This is a genomic window from Aquimarina callyspongiae (assembly GCF_034322225.1).
In the GTDB taxonomy this organism is placed as follows: Bacteria; Bacteroidota; Bacteroidia; order Flavobacteriales; family Flavobacteriaceae; genus Aquimarina.
In genome coordinates, this window is sequence record NZ_JAXLPA010000001.1 from 621724 (window position 1) to 643967 (window position 22244).

26 protein-coding genes are annotated in these 22244 nt (G+C 32.6%); 18 read left to right on the forward strand and 8 right to left on the reverse strand.

Annotated features, from left to right (window positions below):
* Window positions 1-39 precede the first annotated feature (39 nt).
* The 5 genes from U0D62_RS02660 to U0D62_RS02680 all read left to right on the forward strand — a co-directional run bounded on the left by U0D62_RS02660 (window position 40) and on the right by U0D62_RS02680 (window position 2888).
* Complete coding sequence (locus U0D62_RS02660) at window positions 40-951, forward strand: TIGR01777 family oxidoreductase (RefSeq protein WP_322193745.1); 912 nt, start codon at window positions 40-42, stop codon at window positions 949-951.
* A gap of 13 nt (window positions 952-964) precedes the next feature.
* Entirely contained in the window at window positions 965-1420 is a 456-nt protein-coding gene (locus tag U0D62_RS02665) for an SRPBCC family protein (protein ID WP_322193746.1), read from the forward strand.
* A gap of 216 nt (window positions 1421-1636) precedes the next feature.
* A complete protein-coding gene (locus U0D62_RS02670) occupies window positions 1637-2191 on the forward strand; it encodes a sigma-70 family RNA polymerase sigma factor (protein ID WP_322193747.1) in 555 nt (184 codons plus the stop codon).
* 4 nt (window positions 2192-2195) lie between these two features.
* Window positions 2196-2450: a hypothetical protein gene (locus U0D62_RS02675; protein ID WP_322193748.1), complete on the forward strand. Its 255-nt coding sequence runs from the start codon at window positions 2196-2198 to the stop codon at window positions 2448-2450.
* Between the two features lie 183 nt (window positions 2451-2633).
* Window positions 2634-2888: a hypothetical protein gene (locus tag U0D62_RS02680; protein WP_322193749.1), complete on the forward strand. Its 255-nt coding sequence runs from the start codon at window positions 2634-2636 to the stop codon at window positions 2886-2888.
* On the opposite strand, the gene U0D62_RS02685 is transcribed toward U0D62_RS02680, so the two are convergent.
* On the reverse strand, window positions 2885-3709 hold the full coding sequence (locus U0D62_RS02685; protein ID WP_322193750.1) for a UbiA prenyltransferase family protein: 825 nt from the start codon (window positions 3707-3709) through the stop codon (window positions 2885-2887). The genes U0D62_RS02680 and U0D62_RS02685 overlap by 4 nt on opposite strands.
* Window positions 3710-3843: 134 nt before the next feature.
* On the opposite strand from U0D62_RS02685, the gene gcvP reads away from it, so the two are divergent.
* The gene (gene gcvP, locus U0D62_RS02690; RefSeq protein ID WP_322193751.1) at window positions 3844-6696 is read left to right on the forward strand and encodes an aminomethyl-transferring glycine dehydrogenase; all 2853 of its coding nucleotides are present in this window, start codon (window positions 3844-3846) and stop codon (window positions 6694-6696) included.
* Window positions 6697-6792: 96 nt separating this feature from the next.
* On the opposite strand, the gene U0D62_RS02695 is transcribed toward gcvP, so the two are convergent.
* Window positions 6793-7182 carry a PDC sensor domain-containing protein gene (locus tag U0D62_RS02695; RefSeq protein ID WP_322193752.1) on the reverse strand — a complete coding sequence of 130 codons (390 nt, stop codon included), beginning with the start codon at window positions 7180-7182 and terminating at the stop codon, window positions 6793-6795.
* Between the two features lie 110 nt (window positions 7183-7292).
* Here U0D62_RS02695 and U0D62_RS02700 point away from each other — a divergent pair, with 110 nt between their 5' ends.
* From U0D62_RS02700 to U0D62_RS02735, 8 genes are all read left to right on the forward strand, one after another.
* On the forward strand, window positions 7293-7574 hold the full coding sequence (locus U0D62_RS02700; protein ID WP_322193753.1) for a hypothetical protein: 282 nt from the start codon (window positions 7293-7295) through the stop codon (window positions 7572-7574).
* Window positions 7575-7726: 152 nt separating this feature from the next.
* Entirely contained in the window at window positions 7727-8101 is a 375-nt protein-coding gene (locus U0D62_RS02705) for a group III truncated hemoglobin (RefSeq protein ID WP_322193754.1), read from the forward strand.
* Window positions 8102-8154: 53 nt separating this feature from the next.
* On the forward strand, window positions 8155-8685 hold the full coding sequence (locus U0D62_RS02710) for a methyltransferase domain-containing protein (RefSeq protein WP_322193755.1): 531 nt from the start codon (window positions 8155-8157) through the stop codon (window positions 8683-8685).
* A 41-nt stretch (window positions 8686-8726) separates the two neighbouring features.
* Window positions 8727-9575 (forward strand): glycosyltransferase family 2 protein, encoded by an 849-nt coding sequence (locus U0D62_RS02715; protein ID WP_322193756.1) that lies wholly within the window; start codon window positions 8727-8729, stop codon window positions 9573-9575.
* 107 nt (window positions 9576-9682) lie between these two features.
* Complete coding sequence (locus U0D62_RS02720; protein ID WP_322193757.1) at window positions 9683-10246, forward strand: TetR/AcrR family transcriptional regulator; 564 nt, start codon at window positions 9683-9685, stop codon at window positions 10244-10246.
* A 62-nt stretch (window positions 10247-10308) separates the two neighbouring features.
* Complete coding sequence (locus U0D62_RS02725) at window positions 10309-11055, forward strand: SDR family NAD(P)-dependent oxidoreductase (protein ID WP_322193758.1); 747 nt, start codon at window positions 10309-10311, stop codon at window positions 11053-11055.
* Between the two features lie 28 nt (window positions 11056-11083).
* Window positions 11084-11383, forward strand: coding sequence for a carboxymuconolactone decarboxylase family protein (locus U0D62_RS02730; protein ID WP_322193759.1), 300 nt, complete (start codon window positions 11084-11086; stop codon window positions 11381-11383).
* Window positions 11384-11444: 61 nt separating this feature from the next.
* Window positions 11445-12509, forward strand: a complete 1065-nt coding sequence (locus U0D62_RS02735) for a flavin monoamine oxidase family protein (RefSeq protein WP_322193760.1) — start codon at window positions 11445-11447, stop codon at window positions 12507-12509.
* Window positions 12510-12529: 20 nt separating this feature from the next.
* Here U0D62_RS02735 and pafA read toward each other — a convergent pair whose 3' ends face one another.
* Complete coding sequence (gene pafA, locus U0D62_RS02740; RefSeq protein ID WP_322193762.1) at window positions 12530-14170, reverse strand: alkaline phosphatase PafA; 1641 nt, start codon at window positions 14168-14170, stop codon at window positions 12530-12532.
* 112 nt (window positions 14171-14282) lie between these two features.
* Between pafA and U0D62_RS02745 the strand changes: the two genes are divergently transcribed.
* Together U0D62_RS02745 and U0D62_RS02750 are read left to right on the forward strand one after the other, a co-directional pair.
* Window positions 14283-15020: an MlaE family ABC transporter permease gene (locus U0D62_RS02745; protein ID WP_322193763.1), complete on the forward strand. Its 738-nt coding sequence runs from the start codon at window positions 14283-14285 to the stop codon at window positions 15018-15020.
* The gene (locus U0D62_RS02750) at window positions 15020-15784 is read left to right on the forward strand and encodes an ABC transporter ATP-binding protein (RefSeq protein WP_322193764.1); all 765 of its coding nucleotides are present in this window, start codon (window positions 15020-15022) and stop codon (window positions 15782-15784) included. The genes U0D62_RS02745 and U0D62_RS02750 overlap by 1 nt, the downstream gene beginning before the upstream one ends.
* A 68-nt stretch (window positions 15785-15852) precedes the next feature.
* Here the strand turns inward: U0D62_RS02750 and U0D62_RS02755 are convergent, their stop codons facing one another.
* From U0D62_RS02755 to U0D62_RS02775, 5 genes are all read right to left on the reverse strand, one after another.
* Window positions 15853-16602, reverse strand: a complete 750-nt coding sequence (locus tag U0D62_RS02755) for a DUF6882 domain-containing protein (RefSeq protein WP_322193765.1) — start codon at window positions 16600-16602, stop codon at window positions 15853-15855.
* 15 nt (window positions 16603-16617) lie between these two features.
* The gene (locus U0D62_RS02760) at window positions 16618-18066 is read right to left on the reverse strand and encodes a DUF389 domain-containing protein (protein WP_322193766.1); all 1449 of its coding nucleotides are present in this window, start codon (window positions 18064-18066) and stop codon (window positions 16618-16620) included.
* Between the two features lie 5 nt (window positions 18067-18071).
* Window positions 18072-19148, reverse strand: a complete 1077-nt coding sequence (locus U0D62_RS02765; RefSeq protein ID WP_322193767.1) for a mannose-1-phosphate guanylyltransferase — start codon at window positions 19146-19148, stop codon at window positions 18072-18074.
* 2 nt (window positions 19149-19150) lie between these two features.
* The gene (locus U0D62_RS02770; RefSeq protein ID WP_322193768.1) at window positions 19151-19747 is read right to left on the reverse strand and encodes a SprT-like domain-containing protein; all 597 of its coding nucleotides are present in this window, start codon (window positions 19745-19747) and stop codon (window positions 19151-19153) included.
* Between the two features lie 124 nt (window positions 19748-19871).
* Window positions 19872-20744 (reverse strand): DUF4349 domain-containing protein, encoded by an 873-nt coding sequence (locus tag U0D62_RS02775; RefSeq protein WP_322193769.1) that lies wholly within the window; start codon window positions 20742-20744, stop codon window positions 19872-19874.
* A 514-nt stretch (window positions 20745-21258) separates the two neighbouring features.
* Here U0D62_RS02775 and U0D62_RS02780 point away from each other — a divergent pair.
* Both U0D62_RS02780 and U0D62_RS02785 read left to right on the forward strand, forming a co-directional pair.
* Window positions 21259-21786 carry a hypothetical protein gene (locus U0D62_RS02780; protein ID WP_322193770.1) on the forward strand — a complete coding sequence of 176 codons (528 nt, stop codon included), beginning with the start codon at window positions 21259-21261 and terminating at the stop codon, window positions 21784-21786.
* Window positions 21783-22238 (forward strand): hypothetical protein, encoded by a 456-nt coding sequence (locus tag U0D62_RS02785; RefSeq protein WP_322193771.1) that lies wholly within the window; start codon window positions 21783-21785, stop codon window positions 22236-22238. Before U0D62_RS02780 ends, U0D62_RS02785 begins: the two co-directional genes overlap by 4 nt.
* Window positions 22239-22244: the final 6 nt, after the last annotated feature.

Consider the following 22244-nt stretch of genomic DNA (forward strand, 5'->3'; position numbering starts at 1 on the left):
GCTTTGGCTACCTATACTATTATATTAATTACATCACTTATGAAAAAAATTGTTATTGCTGCAGGAACAGGCTTCCTTGGAAAAATATTGATTAACCATTTTAAATCTAAAACTGAAAAAATCATTGTATTGACTCGTGGTAAAACCCGAACTGAAAACCATATCCATTTTGTACATTGGAATGCAAAAACACTTGGAGGTTGGAAAAATGAATTGAATAATGCAGATGCTTTAATCAATCTAACAGGAAAATCAGTAGACTGTAGATACAATCAAAGAAACAAAGATCTCATCTTAAATTCCAGGATAGAATCTACGCTAATACTTGGTAAAGCTATTGAGCAATGTATTCATCCACCAAAAGTTTGGATAAATTCATCGACCGCAACCATATATAGACATTCATTAGATAAAGAAATGACTGAAACTACTGGTGAAATTGGATCTGGGTTTTCTGTAAATGTGGCTACCTCCTGGGAGAAAACATTTTTTACACAATCTACTCCGCATACAAGAAAAGTAGCCATAAGAACTTCAATTGTACTGGGAACACAAGGAGGAGCTCTTCCTCCAATTATAAAACTAGTAAAAATTGGATTGGGTGGTTCACAAGGCCAAGGCAATCAAAAGTTTAGCTGGATACATGAAACCGACTTTGCAAGAAGTATCGCTTTTATAATTAATAATCAAGATATCAAAGGAGTCATAAATATTGTTTCTCCAAAACCAACCACCAATACAGTACTTATGAAAACCCTTAGAAGTGCCTTAAATGTATCTATCGGGATAACATTGTCTAAACCTATATTAGAATTGGGAGCTTATATTATCAAAACTGAAACCGAGCTTATTCTTAAAAGCCGAAATGTAATTCCTGAAAAATTAATACATCACGGTTTTAATTTTTTGTATCCTCATCTAGATCAAACATTAAATGATTTAACTCGTTAATTAATTCTAAGTTATGACCAAAATTTATCTCAAAACACAAATAACAGCTCCTATAGAAAAGGTTTTTGATCTTTCAAGAAACATCGATTTTCATATAAAGTCCGCACAGAGTTCTAAAGAAAAGGCTATTGCCGGAACCACAACTGGTATTATTGAACTCAATGAAACAGTAACCTGGAAAGGAAAACATTTTGGTTTATATTTAACACACCAGAGTAAAATAACAGCATTATCCTATCCTACCTATTTTATTGACGAAATGATCAAGGGTCATTTTAAATCATTCAAACACCAACATATATTCAATCAAACAAGCTATGGGACTGAAATGACAGATATATTAGAATATGAAACACCATATAGTTTTTTGGGCAATATCTTTAATTACCTATGTTTAAAAAAACATTTAATTCAATTTCTTAATTCGAGAAATCAATCTATAAAAATGCACCTCGAAGCAAAAAAATAAATTTAAAGACTATTTCTTATACAGAATACATAGATATTACTTATTAAAACATACTATTCCTATAGGCAGTAAATAAACTGCAAACATTACAATAACCCCTCCAAGATAGTTCTTCAAATATATACAGTATCTATCGCTATTTAATATTCATTAGGTAAACCCTATAAGATTCAACTTTTTATCCTATTTTTGGGGAGTCCAACAATAAAATTTAACATGTCAACAAACATCATAGACCCCACTACATGGGTTGATAAGTATAGTGATTACTTATTCAATTACACCATTGTACGAGTTGATGACAAAGAAATTGCTCAGGATTTGGTACAAGAAACATTCTTTGCCGGACTTAAATCTATGAAAAATTTCAAGGGAGAAGCCAGTGAGCGTACTTGGCTCATTTCTATTCTAAAAAGAAAAATTATAGATCATTATCGCAAAATAAATAGTAATAAAGGTAAAGCTGAAGTAAGAATCAACTACTCTGGAGATTCTGAAACCGAAGGAGATTGGCTGGAAGAAAGAGTTGCAGATCCCTTTGACGGTAACGCCGATAGCGAAATAGAAAACGAAGAGCTTGGTTTAGCAATACATAATTGTCTGGGCAAATTACCGGAAAAACAAGCACTTATCTTTAAGATGAAAACAATACAGGGTTTTGATACTGAAGCTATCTGTAATGAATTTGATATTACTGCGTCTAATTTGTGGGTAATTATTCATCGAGCGCGTACTGCAATGGCAGAGTGTCTTGAAAAAAATTGGTTCTAGTAAAATGAGTAAAGATAAAGGAATATTTGTAAGTTGTTCAGAAGCAAACCATTTCTGTGACAAAAATCAATATAAAGAAGCTACTTTCTGGGAGAAAGTTAAGCTTAATATACATCTTATTTATTGTAAGGCTTGTAGAAAGTATTCGACGAATAATGGAAAGCTAACAAAATTAGTTAAAGACCCTAAAGTCATAAGCATTAACAAAGCCGATAAAGATGCTATGAAAGAAAAATTAAAACAAAAAATGGCTGAATAGTTAGCGTACAGCCTTTTAAAACATCAAAAAGCAAACATAAAATACTGTAAAAGTAGAAATGGGTGAGACATTATTATAACCTTACCTTGATTAAAATAATCTGTACTAACTTAGTCAGGTGAAATGATTATTTTAAGTATCTATAAGTATAGCATGTGGCCTGTAAAAAGATTATATGAATAGATGAAAACTACTGATAAAAAGTTATTTATATCACATGAAGAAGCAAAACACATTTGTGACAAAAACCAGTATGGAGAAGCTTCTTTTGTGGAACTTATAAAACTAAACATACGCTTATTATATTGTAGACTTAGTAGAGCCTACACAAAAAGGAATACAAAACTTACCAAAGCTATGGGTGACCCTCAGGTTCAAACTATCTGTGCCGCAGATAAAGAATTAATGAAAAAGGAATTACAGAAAAAAATGAACTAAAATACATTTTGAAGAAGCACTACGATTAACAACCACATTATTGGTACACTTTCTACCCAAAAAGAACAATAATATTCTGATTGTTTTTTCTCTGTTCCCCATAAAAACAAAAGACTAATCGTCGTTATTGCAATTGTACTCAGAATTTCTGTAGATGAGAGAACATCTTTAATTGCTGTCAATAATAGAAATATCACTAATAAAATACTTCCAAAAACTTTGGTCCGCGTTATTCCTATCTTTTGAGGAATCGTTTCCAAAGCGATATCATCATACTGCAGATCCCTTACTTCAAAAGGTAACATCATTACAACAATAAACAGAAATCGTTGTATCATCTCAATAAAAAGATCAAAAGTAAGACCCCCTTCTGCATAGACCATAGGTACTAAAACTGTAGTTCCAGCCCATACTGAAGCTATTATAAAGATTTTTACTCCAGCAACACTTCTTAAATTTTTTTTGTTCGGAAAAACAGGAACAGCATACAATATTGTTAAAGCAATAAAAGGACTTAAATACAACAATGTTTTATAGGAAACCTGAAACGCAAAGTACACAAAAAGTATAGCAGACAACAAGGTCAACAAACGAATACTTTTCATTGATTTTGTAAGTCGCTGATGATACAACTTAGTAACTTTTGAATATTTAATAAAGTTATAAGCTAACAAAGAGCAGAAAAAACTAAAAAAAAAGATGATGTAATCTCCAGAAACTTCAAACTTCATATAAGTAACCTGTATAAGTGCACAGATCGCAAGAGCGACATGAATACTACCGTTAATATAGAATCTGAATATACTTTTTACGACTTCCACGATGCAAATTTAACCTTATCTGTTAATAACACTCTAAAATGGTTAAAAACTTGGTAGTTTCAGGTTAATTTATTGTGAAAGTTTTTAGGATTAAATATGTACTTTTGCCGCTAAATCTCAATCGTTTTTGTTTTATGAAAACTGACTTATTTACGTTACGCCATATAGGGCCATCAAATAAGGACCTGGCAAATATGCTGGATACTATAAAAGTAGAATCAAAAGATCAATTGATTTATGAAACTATTCCAGATGATATTCTTCTAAAAAAACCATTGAATCTTGCACCTGCTATGAGTGAGCAAGAGTACTCTGCTCATATGCAGAAGTTATCTGCTAATAATAAAGTTTTTAAAACTTATATAGGTTTAGGATATCATGAAGCATGTCTCCCAGCAGTTATCCAACGTAACATTTTGGAAAACCCAGGTTGGTATACAGCTTATACCCCTTACCAGGCAGAAATTGCGCAAGGAAGATTAGAAGCATTATTAAACTTCCAAACCATGATCTGTGATCTTACAGGTATGGAGTTAGCCAATGCCTCTTTACTGGATGAAAGTACCGCAGCTGCCGAGGCTATGACCATGCTTTATGCAGTTAGGTCACGTGATCAGAAAAAAAATAATATCAATAAATTCTTCGTTTCTGAAGAAATTTTGCCTCAAACACTATCTACATTAAAGACAAGAGCCATTCCTCTTGATATAGAACTAGTCATAGGAAATCATCAACAATTTGATTTCTCTAATGATTTTTATGGAGCTATTTTACAATACCCTGGAAAATCCGGGCAAGTATATGATTATGCAGATTTTGTAGAAAAAGCACATCAGGCAGATATCAAAGTTGCTGTTGCAGCAGACATATTAAGTTTAGTGTCTTTAAAATCTCCAGGGAGTTTTGATGCAGATGTAGTAGTTGGTACTACTCAACGTTTTGGTATTCCTTTGGGGTATGGCGGACCTCACGCTGCTTACTTTGCAACAAGAGAAGCCTATAAAAGAAATATTCCAGGAAGAATTATAGGAGTTACTCAGGATACAAATGGCAATCGTGCATTACGTATGGCTCTACAAACCAGAGAACAACACATAAAAAGAGATAAGGCTACATCTAACATCTGTACTGCACAGGTACTTCTGGCTGTAATGGCAGGAATGTATGCAGTATATCACGGTCCTGACGGATTAAATTATATTGCGGATAAAGTTAACAGTACCACTGCGACATTAAGTAATGCATTAAATAATCTAGGTTTTGAACAACTTAATACAGTTTATTTTGATACAATAAGAATAAAAGCAGACACTAGTAAAGTTAAAGAAATAGCAGAAGCTAATGAAGTAAACTTCTATTATCCAGATGCAGATACTGTCTCTATCTCATTAAATGAAGCTACTTCAATCACTGATATTAATGCAATTATATCAATCTTTGCTTCAGTTGCTGGAAAAGAAGCAATACAAATCGAGCAGATTGAAAAATCGGATATCATCAATATTAATATCAAAAGAAATACTGAATTCTTAACTAACGATGTATTTAGCTCATATCATTCTGAAACAGAATTGATGCGATATATCAAAAAACTAGAACGTAAAGATTTATCATTAAATCACTCAATGATAGCTCTGGGATCCTGTACAATGAAACTAAATGCAGCCTCAGAAATGTTACCATTAAGTGATCCTCAATGGGGTAATATACATCCGTTTGCTCCTATAGATCAGGCTCAAGGATATCAAGAGGCTCTTAAAAAGTTAGAAGATCAACTTACAGAAATTACCGGTTTTGCCGCAACATCTTTACAACCTAATTCTGGGGCGCAAGGAGAATTTGCAGGATTGATGGTAATACGTGCTTATCACGAATCCAGAGATGATCATCATCGTAACATTTGCCTAATACCATCTTCTGCGCACGGTACCAACCCTGCATCAGCAGTTATGGCTGGAATGAAAGTAGTGGTTACCAAAGCTACCGAAGAAGGAAATATTGATGTTGATGATCTTAGAGAAAAAGCAGAACTACATAAAGAAAACCTTGCAGCATTGATGGTTACTTATCCTTCGACTCACGGTGTATATGAATCTGCCATCAAAGAGATCACTCAAATCATCCACAATAATGGAGGGCAAGTATATATGGATGGAGCCAATATGAATGCACAAGTTGGACTTACCAATCCTGGAGCTATTGGTGCAGATGTATGTCACCTTAACCTTCATAAGACCTTTGCTATACCTCACGGTGGTGGAGGACCAGGAGTAGGACCTATCTGTGTTGCAGAACAATTGGTACCGTTTTTACCAGGCAACCCTGTTATTACAACTGGAGGAGATCAAGCCATTACTGCGATATCTGCAGCACCTTGGGGATCAGCCCTTGCTTGCCTTATATCCTATGGCTATATAACAATGTTAGGCGAAGAAGGATTGAAAAAATCAACTGAATATGCTATACTTAATGCCAATTATATCAAAGAGCGTTTAAACGGCCATTATAACACTCTATACTCTGGAGAACGTGGTCGTGCAGCACACGAGATGATTGTAGACTGCCGCCCTTTTAAAGCTAACGGAATCGAAGTAACTGATATTGCAAAACGATTAATGGATTATGGTTTCCACGCTCCTACAGTATCTTTTCCTGTAGCTGGAACTATTATGATAGAACCTACAGAAAGTGAAAGCAAAGCAGAGTTGGATCGTTTTTGCGATGCAATGATCAGTATTCGTAAAGAAATCGCCGAAACCAGTGCAGACAATCCAAATAATGTGATGAAAAATGCACCACACACTTTGGCAATGCTTACGGCAGATACATGGGATTTTCCTTATACAAGAGAGCAAGCAGCTTATCCTTTATCATATATAGCTGATAATAAATTCTGGCCCTCTGTACGTCGAGTAGATGACGCATACGGAGATAGAAATCTTATCTGTACTTGTACTCCTATTGAAGCATATATGGAAGAAGTATAGTCAACATAATATTATTATTGTTCCTAAAAAAGGTCTGAAAATCATTTAATGATATCTTCAGACCTTTTATTTTATACCTAAAGTATTCTATTTACTTTATTCTTCTTTTTTATCGTTCTGTTTATAAACAATGTTTTGCTTACTCACTGCTTGAATTACCTTATCCTGCACATCACTATCATCGAGGTAATTTAACAAAGCTTCTTTAAAAAAGTCTCTATTTCCATATGCAGTCTGAGCTTCATTAGCTTCATAAGAATTTTTAAGCATTCTTCCTTCACCAGTAATCAACCAAACAGGATTAAGTTGCGGATATGACTCTATAATTTTTTCTATAAAATCTCCTCCTATATTACTTTTGGTAGATTGTAATCTGTGTAAATAACCAGGACTAGCTCCAATAGATAAACTAAAACTTCTCAAACTATTACCTAAAGATTCTGAGAAAATGATAACTCTATCTAAAATTTTGCCTTTTTCATCCAAAATATTAACTTTTTATTTGTTTTTATCTAATATTATATATAATATTGTATACTAAACTATAACATATTATTGTCAAAGATAACCATACTATTAACATTTGTCAACAATTTATGATCACACCAGAAGAACGCGAAGCAATTATCAAAAGCATCGGAAGTAAACACATTAAGAAAATACTAGAATATCTGACAAAAAATAACATTCTTACAACTAACAAAACTCCTTATTCCAAAACTATTATTTCTTATATCCTATCAGGAGAACGAGAAAATGAAGTCATTGAAAATGCAATTTTTGCCTATGCACATCAAAAAATGATCGAAAAGGAAAAACAACAAGAAATTAGAAACCTCCTTGTTTCTAAACAAAATGCATTTTCAGAAAAACAGTAGTTCATATTTCAGATTCTATTTTGATTCAATAAAAACCTTATCAATTACACTATTACCTACTATCTTGTATCTCTACTAGTACCTTCTGTTAAAATATTATAAAATAAAAACATCCTTATCTTTTGGTTATACTTTTGAAAAAAATCTAATCAATGCGAGATATTACTTCCAGAGAAGATATTGCCATTATTATGGATATCTTTTATCGCAAAGCACTAATACATCCTGAAATAGGTCATTTTTTTACTGAAGTAGCAAAAATAGATTTAGAAGAACACCTACCACATATTACAAATTTCTGGGAGCAACAACTATTTAGAAAAGGAGGTTATAAAAAAAATGTACTTCAGATACATAAGAATATACATCTCCAAAAATCTCTAGAAATCAAGCATTTTGATACCTGGTTATCATTATTTAATGCTACAATAGATCAGAATTTTATTGGAGAAAAAGCAAATCTGATGAAAACAAGAGCTTTATCAATCGCTACAGTAATTCAATTAAAAATTAGATCCTGGAAATAGCCCTAGTCTTGCTAAATTTCTATTTTTACAGCTTAATCTTTGATTTAACAACTATGTACGAAGGAAGCTTTCCTCACAGAAGATATCAAAAGACACTAGAATTTTTAAGAGAACATGCTCCTGCACCTTCTAAAATATTAGATTTAGGAGTCAGAAACCCTTTTGTAGAATTTATGGAGAAAGAGGGGTATACTGTTTCTAACACATCAGGTGAAGACCTAGATCTTGTTACAGATAGTATTAAAAATAGTGATGCAGAAATTGTAACTGCTTTTGAAATTTTTGAACATCTGATCGCGCCTTTTAATGTACTTAGAGATATCAAAGCTAATAAACTTGTAGCCTCCATACCACTTAGACTGTGGTTCTCCCCTGCATATCGTAGCAAGACAGATCCTTGGGATCGACATTATCACGAGTTTGAAGATTGGCAATTTGATTGGCTTCTGGAAAAAGCAGGCTGGGAGGTCAAAGCAACTAATAAATGGCCACACCCAATAAAAAAAATTGGATTCAGACCTTTACTAAGATATTTTACGCCTAGATATTATATTGTTTATGCAGAACGAGTAAAAAGCTCTTAGTTTTTTAACTTTAGATTTCTAATCAAAAATTTATTACTTTTTTGAACGTATATATAGTCATACCAGCTCATAATGAAGAAAGATTTATTGCCAAAACATTAGATTCCTTGGTCTCTCAAACTTTACTTCCTAAAAAAATAGTGGTGGTAAACGACAACTCTACGGATAATACCGAACATATTATTCGGGAATTTACTGCCAAATATGATTATATATCATTGCTATCTACAAACACCTCTGAAGATCATATGCCAGGCAGCAAGGTGATTAATGCATTTTATAAAGGTTATGAAACGTTAAATACAGATTATGATATCATTTGCAAGTTTGATGCCGACCTTATTTTTCCTATCGATTATTTAGAAAAAATAGTTAATCATTTTAATAGTAATGACAAAATTGGTATGGCTGGCGGTTTTTGTTATATCCAACAAAACAAAGATTGGATTCTGGAAAACCTAACCAATAAAGATCATATCCGCGGAGCATTAAAAGCATATCGAGCTGCTTGTTTTAATGACATTAATGGCCTTAAACCTTCAATGGGTTGGGATACCGTTGATGAATTACAGGCACAATACCACGATTGGCAGATCAAAACAGATACCTCTTTAAAAGTCAAGCACCTAAAACCCACCGGAAACACCTATAACCCTAAAGCAAAATATAAACAAGGAGAAGCTTTCTATCGTATGAGATATGGTTTTTGGATTACGATTATCGCTTCGATCAAATTGGCCTGGTTAAAAAAACGACCCTATTTGATATCTGATTATATATCAGGGTTCTTAAAAGCAAAAAAAGCCAATCAAACCTTTCTGGTTTCTGAGGCAGAAGGTATATTTATACGCAACCTTCGCTGGAGAAAGATTAAAGAAAAGCTATTTTAATCCCCTAATTATCAAACTAATCAGTTTATTTTCTTTTTCAAAAATGATACTTATGAAAAAAGTAGACAGACTTGTCTGTTTTTGAAATTATTTTCTATATTTGCACTATGAAACATTCTAAAGTAAGACAACATATTATAGAAACCGCCTCTAATCTTTTCTATAAGCAAGGTTATAATCTTACAGGGATTAATGAAATCATAAAAGAAGCTGGTATTGCCAAAGCAACATTGTATAACCATTTTGCTTCAAAAGAAGATATATGTTTAGCATATCTAGATTTTAAGAATAGTACCTTTAGAAAAGACATAAAAGATTTTGTAGAAAATGCCAAAGCAGGAAAAGATCAATTATTCGCTTTGTTCTATTTTCTTAAAAAATTCTATAATCAAAGTGATTTCAATGGATGCTGGTGTCTCAATACTGTTTCTGAAATTCCAAAAGAAAACATTAGAATAAAGGAAGAAATACAAAAGCAAAAGGAAGCATTCATTTTGTTTATCAAACAACTTGTAAAACAAAATTATGACCGTGATTCTGATGCTCAAAATGATCTGCTTGCCAGAAAGATTTACTTAATTTATGAAAGTTCGATTGCAGAAAGTAAATTACATCAAAGTTTATGGCCTATTGATGCTGGGTTATCACTTTGTCAAAACATTATAAATTAATTTTTTTACCCACATAAAGACAGACTTGTCTGTCTTTTTTTAAGCATTTAAATATAATACTTATGAAAACATTTGAAAACAAAACCGCTCTCATTATTGGAGGAACTAGCGGAATTGGTTATGCCACTACTGAAACATTAATTGATCAAGGTGCAATTGTGCATATTGTAGGTAGAAACACTTCTAAAATCTCTGATAAGAACAACCTGATTAAACATCAGGCAGATATTACCGATACAGAAAGTGTACAGAAACTCATTCAAACCATATCTCAATTAGACAACCTGGATTATTTGGTAAATGCATCAGGAATATTTGGTCCAAAGGCTTTTCTAGATCATACTATTGAAGATTATGATTCTTATCAAGATCTTAACAGAGGTTTTTTCTTTATCACCCAAGCGGCCGCAAAAAAAATGAAAGAAACCAATAGTGGTGCTATTGTAAATGTAGGTTCTATGTGGGCAAAACAAGCGGTTAAAGCAACACCTTCATCAGCGTACTCTATGCAAAAAGCTGGGTTACACTCACTAACTCAACATCTTGCAATGGAATTAGCAGATCACGGTATTCGAGTAAATGCAGTATCTCCTGCCGTTGTTGAAACACCCGTCTATAATAGTGTATTTGGAAGTGCAGAAGAAGCTAAAAAAGCATTAACAGGCTTTAACCAGTTTCACCCGATAGGAAGAAATGGTACACCTCAAGACATCGCTAATAGTATCACATTTCTACTATCTGATCAAGCCTCTTGGGTTACCGGAGCAATATGGGATACAGACGGAGGAGTAATTGCTGGACGAAACTAATCTTAAAAAACAGAATATTATGTATGATATGAAAAACCTAAAACAATTAGGTGCCTTAGGAAAAAACGCAGATAAAGCGATGAAAGCATTTCAAGCTTTTGACAGTATCGCCTTAGAAGAAGGGGCAATTCCTGTAAAATACAAAGAGTTAATAGCCGTAGCAGTAGCATTAACTACTCAATGCCCATATTGTTTAGAAATCCATAAAAACAACGCTGTAAAAGCTGGAGCCACTGATGAAGAATTAGCTGAAACTACATTTATTGCAGCAGCACTAAGAGCTGGTGCTGCGGTAGTGCACGGAACCCATCTTATGGAGAAATCCTAAATAATATCTAATTTAGAGTAAAGTTTCTGTACAGAAACTTTACTCTTCACATATCCAATATATGAAAACTGAAGTACTTATTATCGGAGCAGGATTAACAGGTATGCTGCTTGCTTATAGATTGAAAAAGAAAAAAATTTCCTTTAAAATAATTGAAGCAAGAGATCGAATCGGAGGAAGAATTCATACCATACTTTCCCAAAATAGTACTCCTATAGAAATGGGTGCTACCTGGTTAGGCTCACAACATCAAGAATTATTAGCATTATTAAAAGAATTAGAGCTTCCTGTTTTTGATCAATTTATGAAGGGAACAGCTCTTTTTGAATCTTTATCCACAAGCCCAGTTCAAAAATTTAAGCTTCCTGAGAATCAAGAACCTAGTTATCGTATAAAAGGAGGAACAAGTTCGCTCATTCAAAGACTTGCTTCAGAATTAGATCCAGAACAAATACTTTTAAATGAGGCAGTAACCAGTATTAATTACACACAAGATTGTTTTACAGTACATTCATCTAAAAATCGATACACGACAAATAAAATCGTATCCACATTACCTCCAATGCTTCTGGTAAACTCAATACAATTTGATCCTCAATTATCAAAAGAAGTAATTGAAATAGCCAATCATACTCATACCTGGATGGGAGAATCTATTAAGTTTGGAGTTTCATATTCAAAACCGTTTTGGAAAGAAAATAATCTCTCCGGAATAGCTTTTAGTAATGTAGGACCTATAACAGAATTATATGATCATTCAAATCTAGAAAACACTAAATATGCCTTAAAAGGTTTTTTACATGATAGAATGTATTTAGAATCCAAGGAGCATCGAAAATCCAAAGTCATGCATCAGCTTCAGAAGTTTTTTGGAGATCAAGCCTTACAGTATCTCAAGTACGAAGAAGTGGTTTGGAGACAAGAATCCAACACCTCAACAAATACCGATCGCTACATAACACCTCACCAAAATAATGGGCATCCTATCTATCAAATACAATTATTTGATCAAAATTTCTTTATGGCCGGAACAGAAACAGCATTACACTTTGGAGGATACATGGATGGAGCCGTAAGGAGTGCTCAATCCACGTATCAAAAACTCATCCAAACCATACCCCATTAAAACAAGAATACAAACCTTTATTATTTTAAAATAAAAGGCAATACATCTCCTGTGGCACCATTAGGAAAGGCAATCCCTAATAAGGCTGATATAGTCGGAGCAATATCTGTAATATGTGTTTCTTTAGTCGTACTTCCCTTTTTAATTCCTTGCCCAAAAAATAATAATGGTGCGTGAGTATCGTATGTAAGACCACTACCATGCGTCGAACCTGTAGATGAATACACAATCGTTGCCGGATCAAATACAAAAACAACATCTCCGCTTCTTTTTTGATTAAACCCTTTTTGAATTAAGGCAGCAATACCTGATGTATAATTACCGGTTTCTAATTGGTGTCGAGTAAAAACCTTATCAATTTGATTTTTTTGTAATATAAAATGAGCGATCGCATTTTGCAGTATAGTAAGATCAATACTGTTTTTTTGAGCTACTTCATAATTAAAAAACACTTGCCCATTAGATATATTCTTTATCAAACCATCTACGGCAAACTTATTTTTCACAAAAGTCTCTACCGAAGTATTAAAAGCTTTTACATCAAAATATCCTGCTGGGATTTTTACTGATTTCAAATATGAGGGTACATGAACTGCTCCGTGATCTGCGGTAAGAAAAACAGTATATCTTCCCTTGCCCACTTTTTTATCCAAAGTGTTTAAAAATCGTTCCAGATCTTTATCCAACCTTAAATAAGTATCCTGAATCTCTTTGGAATTCACTCCAAAATTATGGCCAACATAATCCGTACTAGAGAAACTCAAGGTTAAGAAATCTGTTATATCATCTGCACCTAATTGTTCTCCATCAATTGCAGCAATAGCAAAATCTGCAGTTAAACTATTTCCAAAAGCTGAACCCTTGATAATATCATAACCAGAGTTCTCATCCTTCAGTTTTGCCAGGTCGTAAGGAAAAGTTGCTGTTTCTTTTCCTTTATATCCTCCTTCAAAATTATTTTGATCAGAACCACTCTCTACATAAGTATTGATCTCATAAAGAGTATTCCATTCTTTAAAATATGATGCAGCTTTACCAGAATTATTGAATTGTTTTACCCATTCTGGCAATTCGTTACGATAATAAGTACTCGTGATCCACTTACCTTCATTTTTACCTCTAAACCAATAAGCTCCATTTGCAGAGTGACCCGCAGGTAATATGGCTCCTCTATCTTTTATCGCGATTCCGATAGTCTTTCCTTTTAACTGTGTATGTAATCTATTCTGATCTGTTACCGTACTGGTCTTCATACGATGTGGTGACATTCTCTCTAACTCACTATCAGATCCCACAGCCTTTACAGATGTATCACTGGCACAATACACTATTTTCTCTTCAAATTTATTATACCAATTGTTAGAAATAACCCCATGGTTTTGTGGAGTAGTTCCTGTAAATACTGAAGCATGTCCCGGACCAGTAAAAGTTGGTACATAATTAAAGTGATTGTTTTTACAATTATACCCTTCTCTAATCATACGTTTAAAACCTCCATTACTAAACCGGTCATAAAAACGAGTTATATAATCATATCGCATCTGATCGACTATAATACCAACCACTAACTTTGGTGAGGTATTAGGTTTATTTACTTCTTGAGATTTACATGGTATTGATACTATTATTAATATTATTATCAGGAATAATTTCTTAGTCATTCTATTTTTAAATTTTATGCGAAAATACTATTTGTGCAAATGTAAAACTTTAATGCAAGGTTAAATGCTGACGATATTTTTTTTTCTATTTTAGCCCTTCTAATGAATACATATGTTTTATCTTGACGATATTGGTCGCTATTTTTTAATGCTTAAAGGAGTTTTTAGTCGAATGACAAAAGGTTCTGTATTGAGAAACCTAATATTTAAAGAAATTGATGACCTGATTATAGGTTCTCTTGGGATTACAATATTTTTAGCATTTTTTATTGGTGCCGTTGTAGCCATTCAAACCGCTCTTAATCTTACGAATCCTTTAATTCCTAAAAAGCTTATTGCTTTTGCTTCAAGACAATCTGTGATTCTGGAGTTTGCTCCTACATTTATTTCTGTGATTATGGCCGGAAAAGTAGGTTCGTTTATTACCTCAAGTATCGGGACTATGAGGGTGACTGAGCAAATTGATGCTCTGGAAGTAATGGGTATCAATTCATTAAACTACCTTGTTTTCCCAAAGATAATTGCTATGCTTACATATCCCTTTGTTATTGCGATTGCTATGTTTGTAGGTATTTTTGGGGCTTATATTGCTGGTGTATATGGAGGGTTTGTTTCTAGCACTGATTTTTTAACAGGGTTACGAGAAGAATTTATTCCTTATCATTTAGTATATGCTTTTATTAAGACTTTTTTGTATTCCTTTTTATTGGCAACCATACCTTCTTTTCATGGGTATTATATGAAAGGTGGTGCCTTAGAAGTTGGTAAAGCAAGTACCTCTGCTTTTGTATGGACTACTGTAGTCATCATTATTTCTAATTATATTCTTACTCAATTATTATTAAGCTAATGATAGAAGTTACTGATTTACATAAAGGTTTTAATGGAGAAGAGATTCTAAAAGGTATTACAACGACTTTTGAACGAGGTAAAACCAATCTTATTATTGGTACAAGTGGTAGTGGTAAAACGGTATTTTTAAAATGTCTTCTTGGTCTTTTTACTCCTGAAAAAGGAAGTATTTGTTATGATGGCACAACCTACTCTGATCTTAATACACAACAACAACGAGATTTAAGAGAGCAAATGGGAATGGTATTTCAAGGAAGTGCTTTATTTGACTCTATGACCGTAGAAGAAAATGTAATGTTTCCTCTAATGATGTTTACAAAACAGAAAAAAGAAGAAATGCTTGAAAGAGTACATCAGGTATTAAAACGTGTAAATCTTGAAAATGCTGAAAAAAAATTACCCTCAGAGATTAGTGGAGGAATGCAAAAACGTGTAGCTATAGCCAGAGCAATTGTAACTCGGCCTAAATATCTTTTTTGTGATGAACCTAATTCTGGATTAGATCCAAGAACGGCAATAGTTATTGACAATCTGATTAAAGAAATCACCGAAGAATATGATATCATTACTGTCATCAACACACATGACATGAATTCAGTAATGGAAATTGGTGAAAAGATTATTTTTTTAAGATATGGTCATCTGGAATGGGAAGGTGATAAAACTCAAATTTTCAAAACTGATAACGAAGCCGTTACAGATTTTGTATATTCTTCTAATCTATTTAAGAAAGTTCGTAATGCTCAACTAAAAGGACTTTAAAGGGACATTAACATCTTTGATTCCTTATTTAGTGAGTAAAAAGAAATGTTATGTACTGTTTTTACACTTTAAATTTTTCCGTTTAGATTTTTTAATCTCCCTATTTCGTCAAACTCTCCAGTTACAAGTTTTCCATTTCTAACACCTTCAATTTTATTTGTGTCAATTTTTAGTTGAAAATCTCTATCAATCAAATAATTCTTAAAAGCTTCTTTATGATCGACTTCAACACCACCTATGAGTTGAGGAAAATGAGTTAATATTTTTTCAACACTATTTAGATTTATCGAAGGTATTTGATCACTTTCTATGGTTACTACCAAGGTTCCTTGACCATAATTTGCACAATAATAGCTATTGGCATTAAAAAGTGCACAAGCAATCATTCCTATTTGATGCTCAAAACCTTCTTCTACAGAAATATGTCCTTCACTTAAAGTATCAATTCCTTTCCTCTCTCCTAGTTCTTTTATTTTTTTAGATTGTACCAATAAACTATCAGGAATATTACTTTGTGCATTTGCCCAGCCCCACATCCAAGAGCTATCATTAAATGATAAAGATCCAATAACCTGAACAGGAAATGACAATTCTGAACCAAAAGAAATAGTACCGCTATTCATATCAAACTGCCAGGAATTAGAACCGATAACATCTCCAAACAACAGTTGTTTTTCAAAAGAAAGCCCAGCACTATGCGCTAAGAGTTCTTCAAAGGTATTCCATTCTGTCTTACTTAATGTAGCAAACTCATTTGTAGTAATTTCTGAGTTTTTTTCTTGATTTGATTTACCAAATATTTTTTTAAACACGCTCATCTATTATTTTACTATCTATTGAATCAACAATGTATCTACTTTAAGTTCATTTGTAATCCACTCTCTAAGGTTATTATTCCTTACATTGTTTAAACTATCTGATACCTGGAATTTCCATTCTGGAAATAATACTTGTATCGTATCAACTTTTAAGAAATTAGATTTTAATACTTCTCCATATCCTAGTTCTGATAGATCAGGGAAGCGAATTTTTGCATCTTTAGCGATGTTGTTATATGGTAGTACTGCAACAGGGATTACTTTTTGAGCCTCTTCAAGCTGCACAGTTAGATTAGCATTCTGTATCTTAAGATCTTCAACCTCATCCAGTAGTTTATTGTTTTCTTTTTCTAAACGATCTAATTGCACAATATATCGATCATTAGCTTTAGAAATTTGTTCAATCCCTCTTGCTTTATTTCCGCTAATTTTTATTGTAAAATCACTAATCGAAGAATACTTTTTAAGCTCGTTTTGTAAATCACTCACAATAGCATCAGCAATCTCTCCATCAAAATACAATTTGATAGACTCATTTTCGTAATCATAAAATTCCTTACGTAAATATAGATTCTCGTTAGCATCTATTTCATTGAGAAGGAAATTTTTATAATCACGATCAGCATTACTTCTATTAAGTGTAGTGTAAAAAGTATAACTTGCTGGTATCATTGATAATACAGCAACAAAAGAGGCTAATTGTGCAATACGTTTTCTCTTTGCAGAATTGGCATATCGAATCATTGGGAAACGCAATAACTTTGCTACAGTAAATGTAGACAAAGCAATAAATAAAGCGTTAATACCGAAAAGATAAAGTGCTCCTATTGCATAGTCAATATTTAACTCTGCAATCCCATACCCTACTGTACATAATGGTGGCATTAAAGCAGTAGCAATCGCTACTCCTGCAATAGCATTGGGCATTGTACCTTTCTTAGATTTTGCAATTATTAAAGCTAATCCACCAGAAATTGCTACAAAAACATCTAGAATGGTTGGTGCCGTTCTTGATTTTAATTCTGGGGTAAGCTCTGTTAATGGCGATATAGCAAAGTATAAAGTAGCTGTAACCACACTTAAACCTACCATCACTCCTAGGTTTATCAAAGAACGTCTAAGAGTGTCAATATCATTAATAGCAATCGACAAACCTACTCCCACAATCGGACCCATTAATGGAGATATTAACATCGCACCAATAACAACAGCTGTAGAACTTACATTAAGGCCAATCGAAGCTACAAAAACAGAAAATATAAGAATCCAGGCAGTATGTCCTTTAAATGGAATGTCATTTTTAACATCCTGAATCGTTTGATCCTTATCAGTTTCTGATCTTATATCTAATAATTCGGTCAAAAACTTTCGAATGCTGGCAAAAAGACCTTTAGCATCTCTTTTAACTGTTTCTTTAATTTCTTCGTTTCCTGAAGCTTGTGGTTGGTTTGATTGCTCTTCCATGAATTTTATCCGTATTGCTCTCCGTATATATCTTTTACTTTCTTAAGCACTTCTTTTATATCCTGTTCTTTCTTTTTGGGATATATTAAAAGTACTTCTTCTTTATCGACAATAATATAATTTTCTAAACCATCTACTACTACAATCTTATCTTGTGCTGTTCTGATCATATTACCCGATGCATCTTGGGCTAATACTCGAGCATTAACCACAGCATTTTTAGATTCTGTTTTATCTAGTTTATCGTACAAGGAGCCCCAGGTACCAAGATCATTCCAATCAAATGTAGCCGGAAGTACATATACATTTTCTGCCTTTTCCAAGATAGCATAATCAATAGAAATATTTTCTGCCTGTGGATAATTTGATTGTATAAAATCGTTCTCCTGCACAGTATTATAGACAACTGACCCTTTCTCGAATAATTGGGTCATTTCTTTTTGATATTTGGCAAACGCATTAACAATACTATTGACACTCCAAATAAAGATTCCAGCGTTCCACAAATAATTTCCAGCGTTTATAAATTCTTTTGCTGTTTCATAATTAGGTTTCTCAGTAAATTGTGCTACTTTTTTAATTGACGACTCTTCTCTATTATATTGAATATATCCATATCCCGTATTTGGAAAAGTAGGTTGAATCCCTAAAGTCATCAAAATATCACTTTCTAAACAAGCTTTGAAACTTTGCTCCAGGTTATTAATAAAAGCATTTTCGTCTTCAATCCAATGATCACTAGGTGCTACCACCATGACCGCATCAGGATTTTCTTTTTGTATTTTTAATGAAGCATATAGAATACAAGGAGCCGTATTACGCATTGCAGGTTCTGTTACCACCTGTCGTTCTTCTGCTTGTGGTAATTGCTCTAAAACCAAATCACTGTACCTCTCATTTGTTAAAATAAGTATGTTTTCAGAAGGAACAATTTTTGTCAATCTAGAAAAAGTACGTTGTATAAGAGTTTCTCCTGTTCCTAACATATCGTGAAACTGTTTAGGAAACGTAGTGGTACTGACAGGCCAAAACCTAGAGCCCACTCCACCGGCCATTAGTATAGCATAATAGTTTTTGTTCATAATTAATTTAGTAATTCAACTTCGGCATTGGGGTTGAAAAGGTAGATTCTGCCAGTGTTTATTTCTACGCATTCATAGCGCTTTACCTTTTTATTGCCTTTTTTAAATATTTTTCCATTATATAATCTAAATGTACTTCCAAAGGGTAGTTCAAAGATATAATTTTTATTGTTGTCAGGGTCAAATTGTTTTAAAGCTAAAGATAGTTTTTCATCAGTATCGCTACTCGCTTTAGGGTTTTTAAAATGATTAGCAATCACGGGCAACAATTTTGAAGGAAAAATTTCTGGATTAATGTAGGGCAACATTAATTGTTGAAAAGTCCTTTTCCATTCTATCCCATGAGGTTTTATAAGATGACCATATTTCTCAAAAGCAATCAGATGAGCTATTTCATGTATCAACGTAATTAAAAATCGATACTTGTTAAGAGAAGCATTAACCGTTACTTGATGATCTCCATTTGTTGTTTTTCGATAATCTCCATGACGGGTAACTCGTTCATTTACAATTTTGAGATGAACATTACATTTTACAATAAGATCAAATGCAGGCTCAATAGCTCGTTCAGGAATGTATCTTGCAAGTATCTGCTTCAAACGGGTATAATTAAACTATTACTTTCAACTTTTGCAAAATACAAAAATAAGCACATCATAATGATACGCTTATCTTAAATTTTGGTACTACATAGACATTTGTCAATGATTAAATCATTTGATGTTATTTTCTAATAAATTTAAAATAAATTAAAACTATGATTCCTAATAGCAGTAATGGCCAAATGTAAAATAATAATAAGCTTGCATTTTCTATAAAAGACCATCCAAACGATAATCCCTTAGTGGCTTTATCTACATATTTTGGCTCATATTTCTCAGGTTGTTTCTTAGGGATCACTGTTTCATACATGTCCAATTGGATTGTACTATAAGATACCTTATTACTTAAATAATTTAATCTTCCTTGAGCAGATTCAATCTCTTCTTGTAATTTTCTTAATTTATCTTCGGCTTTTAAAATGTCTTCTACTGTCTTGGCTCTGGTTCTTAAAATAGTTTCGTAACGTTCTTTTACTTCTAATTTTGTCTTTAATCTAGAACTAATATCTACATATTCTTCAGTAACATCGATCGTAGAGATATTTTTATAATCTACAAAAGCCGCTAATTTGCAAATGCTATCCAGAACAATATCAAATTTATCTTGTGGTATCCTGATCGTAAAACGATTTTCTTTGGTAGTATTCGTATTAGTAAACCGTTCGTCAGAAACATATCCTTGATAATTACCTGCTATTTGTTTTGCTATTTTTGTAGCATCTTCTACATTATCTACATTTATCCTACAAGTGGCGTTTCTAATAATCTTAAGATTACTATTTATATTATCCTTTTGTTGATCAGAACCTTTAGTATTACCTGTTTTTTCAGTTTCTACTTCATAACTATTTAGCACAGATGTTTCTCCCGTTTCTTCAAGAGTAATCCTTTCTGATTTCATATCATAATTACCTTCATTAGCACAGGAAAAAGTTATTACCATTATTACTAATAATAATAGTGTTTTAACTAAATGTGTTTTGCTTGTTTTCATAACTATACTTTTTTTATCTTGTTAAACTGAAAACAAACCTATTAGTAGTTCTTGATTAACTATTGCAAAACTCTTGTAAAGCCTTTGTAAACTATTTTACAAAAGTTATTTATCTAATTTTCAAAACAATAGAATCATCACGCCTGAAGAAAAAATAATATTCCAGCTTCTAAAAAATAATGTCGCCCAACATTTTTTAAAGACGAATACTGCTTCTAATCCAAATATTTCAAATTGGAAAGGTCAGGATATTGTATTATTTCAGGAGGATCTACAAAAACAAGTAAAAGCCAATATCAGCGAAAAATCTTTTTATAGCTACTTTAAAAATACTCCTAAAAAATTACCTCGTATTGATATCTTAAATTTACTGTCTCAATATTGTGGCTATCAGGATTGGCACAATTTTACAGTGCAAAATTCTTCTGCAGCAACCTCAAAAAAAAGGTTTACAATTCCAAAAAAGATATGGGTAACTCTTCTCTTTTTTATAGTGATATTATCCAGTTATTTTTTGATCCCGAAAACTAATACTTTCAATTTTTGTTTTATTGATCAGGACAGAAATCAACCTATTACCAAAACGCCAATCGATATCATAATACTTAATGATAAAGAATCCTCTTTTTATACAAAAAGCGATAGTACAGGATGTTTTTCCTGGGTAACAAAGGATGATTACATTCGTTTTGTAGTACAATCACCTTACCACAAGACAGATACCATATACCGTATCACCTCTTTAAAAACTGCAGAGAATATACAAATCAAAACAGACGATTATGCATTAATGCTTCATTATTATGCAAACGGAAAGGTGGAAGATTGGAAGAATCGAAGAAAAGAATTATCCCAAATGATTGCCGATAATGCTAACATTTTTGAAGTATTACCTCACGGATTAGGAATAGAAATATATGCTAAAGATGAGTTTATTAATAAATTAACTACTCCAACAAAAAGTTTGCAAAGAGTTGAAATCATTGAGTCTAAGAAATTAAATGGACAAATTGTTAAATTAAAATTTAAGATAAAATCATGAGACAATTTGTATACATACTTATCCTATTATTCGTCATTGGTTGTTCTAATAATACATCCAAAGATTTTAATCTTAAAGAAAGTGAAACTGTTTCTACGGCAGAAGAAAACATTGCTATTTCTGAAGAAGATGCCTATATTTTATTGATTACTCAAAAACTTGAAGAAGAACTAGATAAAAAGCTTCTAATAAAAGAACATCCGGATTTTACTATTAAAACTTCAGGTTCAATATCAGAAACTATTGAAGGGGTTTCAGTTCTACAAAAAATTGAACTTATAGATTCTTTCAAAAAAATATCTGATTCTGTAAAGATTGCGAAAACCAAAGTTGTTTTTGACACAAAAACAGATACAATCCTAACATATATCAAAACTTCTAAAGTTGAAATTGATGGAGAAATTATAAATACCATCAAAGTGTCTTTTGATAAGGGTCTTAAAACTCCTTAAACTCTA